This is a genomic window from Albimonas sp., from assembly GCF_055129145.1.
This window is the reverse complement of the sequence record NZ_JBSRTQ010000175.1, coordinates 1-8015: the sequence shown is the minus strand read 5'-3', so window position 1 is coordinate 8015 and position 8015 is coordinate 1. Positions and strand designations below refer to the sequence as shown.

General features: G+C 68.3%; 9 protein-coding genes. 7 read left to right on the top strand and 2 right to left on the bottom strand.

Features of this window, described 5'->3' with window-relative positions; translation table 11 throughout:
• The coding region (gene tyrS / locus ACTB72_RS19020; RefSeq protein ID WP_463038587.1) for a tyrosine--tRNA ligase at positions 1–824 on the bottom strand (824 nt) is incomplete at its 3' end.
• A 191-nt stretch (positions 825–1015) separates the two neighbouring features.
• Between tyrS and ACTB72_RS19015 the strand changes: the two genes are divergently transcribed.
• A complete protein-coding gene (locus ACTB72_RS19015; protein WP_463038586.1) occupies positions 1016–2143 on the top strand; it encodes an anhydro-N-acetylmuramic acid kinase in 1128 nt (375 codons plus the stop codon).
• 63 nt (positions 2144–2206) lie between these two features.
• Here the strand turns inward: ACTB72_RS19015 and ACTB72_RS19010 are convergent, their stop codons facing one another.
• Positions 2207–2860 carry an alpha/beta hydrolase gene (locus ACTB72_RS19010; protein ID WP_463038585.1) on the bottom strand — a complete coding sequence of 218 codons (654 nt, stop codon included), beginning with the start codon at positions 2858–2860 and terminating at the stop codon, positions 2207–2209.
• A gap of 395 nt (positions 2861–3255) precedes the next feature.
• On the opposite strand from ACTB72_RS19010, the gene ACTB72_RS19005 reads away from it, so the two are divergent.
• From ACTB72_RS19005 to sufC, 6 genes are all read left to right on the top strand, one after another.
• Positions 3256–3732: an Rrf2 family transcriptional regulator gene (locus ACTB72_RS19005; RefSeq protein WP_463038584.1), complete on the top strand. Its 477-nt coding sequence runs from the start codon at positions 3256–3258 to the stop codon at positions 3730–3732.
• Entirely contained in the window at positions 3729–4766 is a 1038-nt protein-coding gene (locus tag ACTB72_RS19000; protein WP_463038583.1) for a cysteine desulfurase family protein, read from the top strand. Before ACTB72_RS19005 ends, ACTB72_RS19000 begins: the two co-directional genes overlap by 4 nt.
• A 50-nt stretch (positions 4767–4816) precedes the next feature.
• Complete coding sequence (gene sufB, locus ACTB72_RS18995) at positions 4817–6352, top strand: Fe-S cluster assembly protein SufB (protein WP_463038582.1); 1536 nt, start codon at positions 4817–4819, stop codon at positions 6350–6352.
• Between the two features lie 35 nt (positions 6353–6387).
• Positions 6388–6714: a heavy metal-binding domain-containing protein gene (locus ACTB72_RS18990; RefSeq protein ID WP_463038581.1), complete on the top strand. Its 327-nt coding sequence runs from the start codon at positions 6388–6390 to the stop codon at positions 6712–6714.
• 55 nt (positions 6715–6769) lie between these two features.
• Positions 6770–7081, top strand: coding sequence for a DMT family protein (locus ACTB72_RS18985; RefSeq protein WP_463038588.1), 312 nt, complete (start codon positions 6770–6772; stop codon positions 7079–7081).
• Between the two features lie 65 nt (positions 7082–7146).
• On the top strand, positions 7147–7902 hold the full coding sequence (gene sufC / locus ACTB72_RS18980; RefSeq protein ID WP_463038580.1) for a Fe-S cluster assembly ATPase SufC: 756 nt from the start codon (positions 7147–7149) through the stop codon (positions 7900–7902).
• Positions 7903–8015 lie beyond the last annotated feature (113 nt).

Here is an 8015-nt window from a genome sequence, read left to right as displayed (position 1 = left end):
CGCAGCAGCAGGCCGACCTGGCTGTCCTCGACATTGCGCCAGTACTGCCAGAACTCGTAATGGCCGAGCCGGTCCTCGTTCAGCCATACCGCGCCGCCGGCGGTCTTGCCCATCTTGGTTCCGTCGGCCTTGGTCAGCAGCGGCGCGGTCAGCCCGAAGACCTGCGCGCCCTCGGCCCGGCGGGTCAGCTCCACGCCGTTGACGATGTTGCCCCACTGGTCCGAGCCGCCCATCTGAAGCCGGCAGCCGAGGCGCCGGTTCAGCTCCAGGAAGTCGTAGGCCTGGAGCAGCATGTAGTTGAACTCGAGGAAGGTCAGCGGCTGTTCGCGGTCGAGCCGCAGGCGGACCGAGTCGAAGGTCAGCATCCGGTTGATGGTGAAATGCCGGCCGTAGTCGCGCAGGAAGTCGATGTAGTTGAGCTGATCGAGCCAGTCGGCGTTGTTGGGCTGCAGCGCGTTGCCGCCGGCTTCCTCGAAGGCGAGGTAGGCGGAGAACACCGCGCGGATGCCCTCCATGTTGGAGGCGATGACCTCGGGCGTGAGCAGCTGGCGCGCCTCGTCCTTGCCGGACGGGTCGCCGATGCGGGTGGTGCCGCCGCCCATCAGGGCGATGGGCTTGTGCCCGGTCTTCTGCAGCCAGCGCAGCAGCATGATGCCGGTGAGGTGGCCGACATGCAGGCTGTCGGCCGTGCAGTCGAAGCCGATATAGCCCGGGACCACCCCCGCCATGAGGGCCTCGTCGAGGGCCTCCAGGTCGGTGCAGTCCTGCATCAAGCCGCGGGCGATGACGGTGTGCAGGAACTCGGATTTGGGCGCGTAGGTCATGTCCGGATCCTCGGGCGTGATAGGTGGGAGGCTCTATGCCGCGGGCCGGCGCGGAAGGGAAGGGCGGCGAGGGAAATGGCGCCGGCTGCGCCGGCATTCCGTCTTCTCCGGGCGCTTGCGCGCCCTTCGGGCCGGCTTGACCCTTCGGGTCGCGCGGTGTCGGGGTGTGGGCTGCGAATGGGAGGGATGCGATGAAGCCGGTCTGGGCGCTTGGGTTGATGTCGGGGACCTCTTTCGACGGGGTGGATGCGGCGACGCTGCTGACCGATGGCGAGACGGTGTCAGGTTTCGGGCCCGGCGCGGAATTCCCCTATGCGCCGGGAGAGATGGACGCGGCCCGCGCCGTGCATCGCGACTGGCGCGGGTTTCGCCCGGCGGAGGGGCGGGCGGTCGAGATCCTCGCTCGCGCCGAAGCCGAAGTGACCGAAGCCCATGCCGCCGCCTCCGCCCGCCTGCTGGCGGGGAGCGACGCGCCGGCGGTGGAGATCGTGGGGTTCCATGGCCAGACCGTGGCGCACGCGCCGGACGAGGGCTGGACCTGGCAGCTGGGCGATGGCGCGCGGCTCGCCCGCGCCCTGGGGCGCGACGTGGCCTGGGACTTTCGCAGCGCCGACATGGCGGCGGGCGGGCAGGGCGCGCCGCTGGTCCCGTTCTTCCATCACGCGCTGGCGCGGGGGATGGGCGGCGGCGGGCCGGTATGCTTCCTCAATCTCGGCGGGGTGGGCAATGTCAGCTGGGTGGATCCTGGGGTGGATCGGCCCGAGGCCCCGGGCGCGCTGGTCGGGTTCGACACCGGGCCGGCGAATGCGCCGATCGACGACTGGATGCAGGCGAAATTCGGAACCTCTTGCGATTTCAACGGCGAAGCGGCGGAAGCTGGCCGTGTGCATGAGGATCTGCTGATCCGAAACTCGGTTTCGGAGTGGATCTCGAGAAAGCCGCCGAAATCTCTGGACCGTAACGATTTCGCGCAGGTTCTGGCGGCGATGGACGGGCTTTCGCCGGAGGATGGCGCGGCGACGCTCACCGCGCTAGCCGCCCGTTGCGCGGCGGGGGCGGCGGCGCATCTGCCGCGCCCCGCCGCCACCTGGATCCTGTGCGGCGGCGGGCGGCGCAACCCGGTGCTCGCCCGGATGATCGCCGAGCGGGTCGAGGCCGAGGTGATCCCGGCCGAGGCCGCGGGCTTCGACGGCGGGCTGATGGAGGCGCAGGCTTTCGCCTGGCTCGCGGTCCGTGTGAAGCGGGGTCTGCCGCTGACCTCGCCCGACTCCACCGGGGTCCGCGCCGCCACCCCGGGCGGGCGGCTGTCGCGACCCTGAAGGCGAAAGGGGCGCGCCCGGCCGGACGCGCCCCCTTGAAGTCCATCCAATCCGCTCAGCGGATCAGGACGCGCCCTCGACCACGGTGCGCATGCCGACGTAGTTCTCGACCAGCGAGGTCATCTGCTCGAGCTGCTTGTCGAAGAAATGCCCGGCGCCGGGGATCACCTCATGGGTGATCTCAATGCCGCGCTGGGTCTTGAGCTTGTCGACCAGCTTCAGCACGTCGGCCGGCGGGGCCACGCGGTCCGCGTCGCCGTTCACCACCAGGCCCGAGGACGGGCAGGGCGCGAGGAACGAGAAGTCGTACATGTTCGCCGGCGGGGCCACCGAGACGAAGCCCGAGATCTCGGGTCGCCGCATCAGCAGCTGCATCCCGATCCAGGCCCCGAAGGAGAAGCCCGCCACCCAGCTCTGCCGGGCGTTGGGGTTGAGCACCTGGAGATAGTCGAGCGCGGCGGCGGCGTCGGAGAGTTCCCCGATGCCCTGGTCGAACTCGCCCTGGGAGCGGCCGACGCCGCGGAAGTTGAAGCGCAGCACCGCGAAGCCCAGACGATGAAAGGCGTAGTGCAGGTTGTACACCACCTTGTTGTTCATCGTCCCCCCGAACTGGGGGTGAGGGTGAAGGATGATCGCCAGCGGCGCATCCTTGGCCTTCTGCGGATGGTAGCGACCTTCCAGACGTCCGTCCGGTCCGGGAAAGATCACTTCGGGCATTCGGTTCCCTCGCGCTGATGGCCATCGGCCCGGGTTCGAGACGCCGGCCACGCGTCCCCTGACGGGGGGCGGCCATGCTTGACTCAATTCCTCGGGCAATCTAGAACTGTTCTAAACTTCATGCCGGTCGAAGCCGGTTGCGTTGCAGGTAGTCGGCGACAGGTCTCGCGTCAACTGACCCGCGCCAATTCGCGCAAGGCGCTCCGGCGCCTGCGTCGCGGCCATGACCGGGGACCGTGGGCGTTTCATGCGCTTCCGGTTTTGGCTTTGACGCTTGAAAGCCCCGGCGAAGGGGGCGACATGCGGGGAAGAAATCGCAGGCCGCGGGCGCATCTCCGCGCCCCGGCCGCCGGACGACAAGGCGCGCGAACGCGACGCCGCGAGGAGAGACAGGCATGAAGCTCAGCACCAAGGGCCGCTACGCGGTGACCGCGCTCGCCGATATCGCGTTGCAGCCGGCCGAGACGCTGGTGTCGCTGTCCGAGATCGCGGAGCGGCAGGATATCTCGCTGGCCTATCTGGAGCAGCTTTTCGCCCGTCTGCGCCGTGCAGGCCTGGTCGACAGCGTGCGCGGCCCCGGCGGCGGCTATCGCCTGGCCCGCGCGCCGCGCGACGTGACCATCGCCGAGGTGATGGCCGCGGTCGACGAACGGCTGAACGCCATGGGCTGCGGGACCGAGAAGAACGAGAAGGGCTGCGGCGGCTCCCAGGCGCATTGCCTGACGCATAATCTGTGGGAGCAGCTGTCGGCCCATGTGCATGTGTTCCTCAGCCGGACCACGCTGGCCGATGTGGTGGCCAACCGTATGGTGCCGTGCCCCGCGGTCCCCGATTTCGCCGAGCTGCTGAACGAGGATATGGCCCGCGCATGACGCGTCTCCGCGCATATCTCGACTGGAACGCTTCCGCGCCGCTGCGGCCGCAGGCGCGCGCGGCGATGATCGCGGCGCTGGAGGTCGGGGGGAACCCGTCTTCGGTGCATGCCGAGGGACGGGCGGCGCGCGGGTTGATCGAACGGGCGCGGGCGCAGGTGGCGGCCCTGGTCGGCTGCGCGACGGAGGAGGTGGTGTTCACCTCCGGCGCCACCGAGGCCGCCGGGATCCTGGCGCAGCTGCCGGAGGGGGTGGTGGAGGTCGACCCGACCTCGCATCCCTGCCTGACCGCGCTGGCGCGGGCCGGCGATCGGCCGGGGCGGGTGATCGCGATGACGCCCGCGAACAACGAGACCGGAGCGCTGACCCCGATTCCCGCGGCGCCGGGCGCACGCGTTCTGGCCGACATCACGCAGCTGGTCGGGCGGCTGCCTTTCGACTTTTCGACCTCGGGTGCGGATTTCGCGATCCTGTCGGGTCACAAGCTCGGCGGTCCCAAGGGGGTCGGCGCGCTGATCGTGCGCGGTGCGGGCCTCGGCGGGGCGAGCCTCGCCCCCGGCGGCGGGCAGGAGACCAACCGGCGGGCGGGCACCGAGAACCTGCCCGGCATCGCCGGTTTCGGCGCGGCGGCGGCTGCGGCCGGGGCCGAACGCGACGCCGGCGAATGGGACCGGGTCGCCGTCATGCGGGACCGGCTCGAGCGGCGCCTTGAAAGCCTGGCCCATGCGCCCGAGATCGTGGGGGGGGACGGTCCGCGTCTGCCCAACACCTCGCTGATCCTCGCGCGCGGTTGGCGGGGAGAGACGCAGGCCATGCAGATGGACCTCGCGGGCTATGCGGTCAGTTCCGGCTCGGCCTGCGCATCAGGCAAGACGGCGCCGAGCCAAGTGCTTGCGGCGCTTGGATATTCGCCCGAGGACGCGGCCTGCGGGCTGCGCGTCTCGATCGGGCCCGCGACGACGGAGGCCGAAATCGACGGTTTCGTCGCCGCCTGGGCCGAGAAACACGCCCGCGCCACCGCGCGGGCCGCCTGACCCCCCCCTCGCGCCGCCCACCGGGGCGCGCGCGCGACAAGGAGACCGACATGGCCGCTCTGGATCATACCACGCCCGAACTCGTCGCCAAGGACGGGGTCGAGCAGGATACCGTCGACGCGGTGCGCTCGCTCAGCGGGGAATACAAGCACGGCTGGTCGTCGGACATCGAGATGGACTACGCGCCCAAGGGTCTGTCCGAGGACATCGTCCGCCTGATCTCGGCCAAGAAGAACGAGCCGGACTGGTTGCTGGACTGGCGTCTGGCCGCCTACAGGCGCTGGCTGAAGATGGACGAGCCGGAATGGGCCATGGTCCACTACCCCAAGATCGACTTCCAGGATCAGTATTACTACGCGCAGCCCAAGTCCTTCGCGGTGAAACCGAAGTCTCTGGATGAGGTCGACCCGGAGCTGCTGCGCACCTACGCCAAGCTCGGCATCCCGCTGAAAGAGCAGATGATTCTGGCAGGCGTTGAAGGCGCGGACGGTCCCGCCGCCGAAGGCCGCAAGGTGGCGGTGGATGCGGTGTTCGACAGCGTGTCGGTCGGCACCACGTTCAAGGCCGAGCTCGCCAAGGCCGGCGTGATCTTCTGCTCGATTTCCGAAGCGGTGCAGGAGCATCCGGAGCTGGTGCGCAAGTATCTCGGCTCGGTCGTGCCGGCGTCGGACAACTACTACGCCACGCTGAACACGGCGGTCTTTTCGGACGGGTCCTTCGTCTACATCCCCGAGGGTGTGCGCTGCCCGATGGAGCTGTCGACCTACTTCCGGATCAACGCCGAGAACACCGGCCAGTTCGAGCGGACCTTGATCATCGCCGACAAGGGCTCCTATGTGAGCTACCTGGAGGGCTGCACTGCGCCGAAGCGCGACATCAACCAGCTGCACGCGGCGGTGGTGGAGATCGTGGCGCTGGACGACGCCGAGGTGAAATACTCGACGGTGCAGAACTGGTATCCCGGCGACGCCGAAGGCAAGGGCGGCATCTACAATTTCGTGACCAAGCGCGCCGACTGCCGCGGGGATCGCTCCAAGGTGATGTGGACCCAGGTGGAGACGGGCTCGGCCGTCACCTGGAAATACCCGTCCTGCATTCTCCGCGGCGATGACAGCCAGGGCGAGTTCTACTCCATCGCCATCGCCAACAACTACCAGCAGGCGGACACCGGCACCAAGATGATCCATCTGGGCAAGAACACCCGGTCGCGGATCGTGTCCAAGGGCATCTCCGCGGGGCGCGCGCAGAACACCTATCGCGGGCTGGTGTCGATGCACCCCAAGGCCACGCATTCGCGCAACCACACCCAGTGCGACAGCCTGCTGATCGGCGACAAATGCGGCGCGCATACCGTGCCTTACATCGAAGTGCGCAACCAGTCCTCGAAGGTCGAGCACGAGGCGACGACGTCGAAGATCGCCGACGACCAGCTGTTCTACTGCCGCCAGCGCGGCATGTCGGAGGAGGACGCGGTGGCCCTCGTGGTCAACGGCTTCTGCAAGGAGGTCCTGCAGGCCCTGCCGATGGAGTTCGCGATGGAGGCGCAGAGCTTGGTGGCGATCTCGCTGGAAGGCTCGGTGGGCTGATGATCGCGGTCAATCCCCGGGACAGGAGCGGCCGGATGATCGTCACCACCACCAACGGCGTCGAGGGTCATCGCATCGTCGAATATTGCGGCGTGGTGGTGGGCGAGGCGATCATGGGCGCGAACATCGTGCGTGATTTCTTCGCCGGCATCACCGACATCGTCGGTGGGAGATCAGGGGCTTACGAGGCGAAGCTGGAGGACGCCCGCGAGGTCGCCTTCCGCGAGCTGGAGCAACGCGCCGGCGCCGCCGGGGCCAACGCGGTGGTCGGGGTCGACATCGATTACGAGGTCGTCGGCAAGGACGGCTCGATGCTGATGGTCTCGGTCTCCGGCACCGCCGTGAAGATCGAGCGGGTCTGAGCGGGGGCGAAGGACGAGATTGGGCGCATGGATCCCCTATCTTCTTCCGGTCGGCATGTTGGTTTTGTCCAACGTCTTCATGACCTTCGCCTGGTATGGCCACCTGCGCTACCCGTCGGCGCCGCTGTGGATCGCGGTGATGGGCAGCTGGGCCATCGCGCTGGTCGAATACTGGTTCGCGGTGCCGGCCAACCGCATCGGCCACGCGGTCTATTCGGCCGCCCAGCTCAAGACCATTCAGGAAGTGGTCACGCTGGCGGTGTTCTGCGGCTTCTCGGTCCTGTGGCTGAAGGAGTCGATCTCGTGGACCACCGCGGCGGGTTTCGGCCTGATCCTGGTCGGCGCCGCCTTGATATTCCGGGGCTGATGCCCCTTCGCCATGTCTCGCCTGCGCCGCCTTGCGCGCCGGGCGTCTGAAGAAAGGACGACAAGATGCTGGAGATCAAGAACCTTCACGTGAAGCTCGAGGAAGAGGACAAGCGCATCCTCAAGGGCGTCGACCTGAATGTGGATGCGGGCCAGGTCCACGCGATCATGGGGCCGAACGGGTCGGGCAAGTCGACGCTCAGCTATGTCCTGTCGGGGCGCGAGGGCTATGCGGTGACCGACGGGTCCGCGACCCTGCTGGGCGCCGACCTGCTCGACATGGAGCCGGAGGAGCGCGCCGCCGCGGGGCTTTTCCTCGCCTTCCAGTACCCGGTGGAGATCCCGGGCGTGGGCAACATGACCTTCCTGCGCACCGCGCTCAATTCGCAGCGCAAGGCGCGCGGGGAGCCGGAAGTGTCGGCGGCCGAGTTCCTCAAGCTGATCCGGGAGAAGGCGGCGAGCCTCGAGATTTCGGCCGACATGATGAAGCGGCCGGTCAACGTCGGCTTCTCGGGCGGCGAGAAGAAGCGCAACGAAATCCTGCAGATGGCTGTTCTGGAACCGAAAATGTGCATCCTGGACGAGACCGATTCCGGCCTCGACGTGGATGCGATGAAGCTGGTCGCCGACGGCGTGAACGCGCTGCGCGACGCTGGGCGGTCCTTCCTGGTGATCACCCATTACCAGCGCCTGCTGGACCATATCGCGCCGGACGTGGTGCACATCATGTCGGACGGTCGGATCATCAAATCCGGCGGGCCGGAACTGGCGCTGGAAGTCGAGAAGAACGGCTATGCCGACCTTCTCAAGGAGGCCGTGTAAATGGCGGTTCCCGCACGTAAAATCGATCTGGCCGAGGCGCTTCTGGCGGCGTATCCGGCCCTCTCGGGCGAGGCCGGCTGGGCTGCCGCCGCCCGCGCCGCCGCCGCCGCCCG

Bases quoted from the DNA above. Each gene is read 5' to 3' on its own strand.
- ACTB72_RS19015 (WP_463038586.1), top strand. From the start codon at position 1,016: ATGAAGCCGGTCTGGGCGCTTGGGTTGATGTCGGGGACCTCTTTCGAC.
- ACTB72_RS19010 (WP_463038585.1), bottom strand. From the start codon at position 2,860: ATGCCCGAAGTGATCTTTCCCGGACCGGACGGACGTCTGGAAGGTCGC.
- ACTB72_RS19005 (WP_463038584.1), top strand. From the start codon at position 3,256: ATGAAGCTCAGCACCAAGGGCCGCTACGCGGTGACCGCGCTCGCCGAT.
- ACTB72_RS19000 (WP_463038583.1), top strand. From the start codon at position 3,729: ATGACGCGTCTCCGCGCATATCTCGACTGGAACGCTTCCGCGCCGCTG.
- sufB (WP_463038582.1), top strand. From the start codon at position 4,817: ATGGCCGCTCTGGATCATACCACGCCCGAACTCGTCGCCAAGGACGGG.
- ACTB72_RS18990 (WP_463038581.1), top strand. From the start codon at position 6,388: ATGATCGTCACCACCACCAACGGCGTCGAGGGTCATCGCATCGTCGAA.
- ACTB72_RS18985 (WP_463038588.1), top strand. From the start codon at position 6,770: ATGTTGGTTTTGTCCAACGTCTTCATGACCTTCGCCTGGTATGGCCAC.
- sufC (WP_463038580.1), top strand. From the start codon at position 7,147: ATGCTGGAGATCAAGAACCTTCACGTGAAGCTCGAGGAAGAGGACAAG.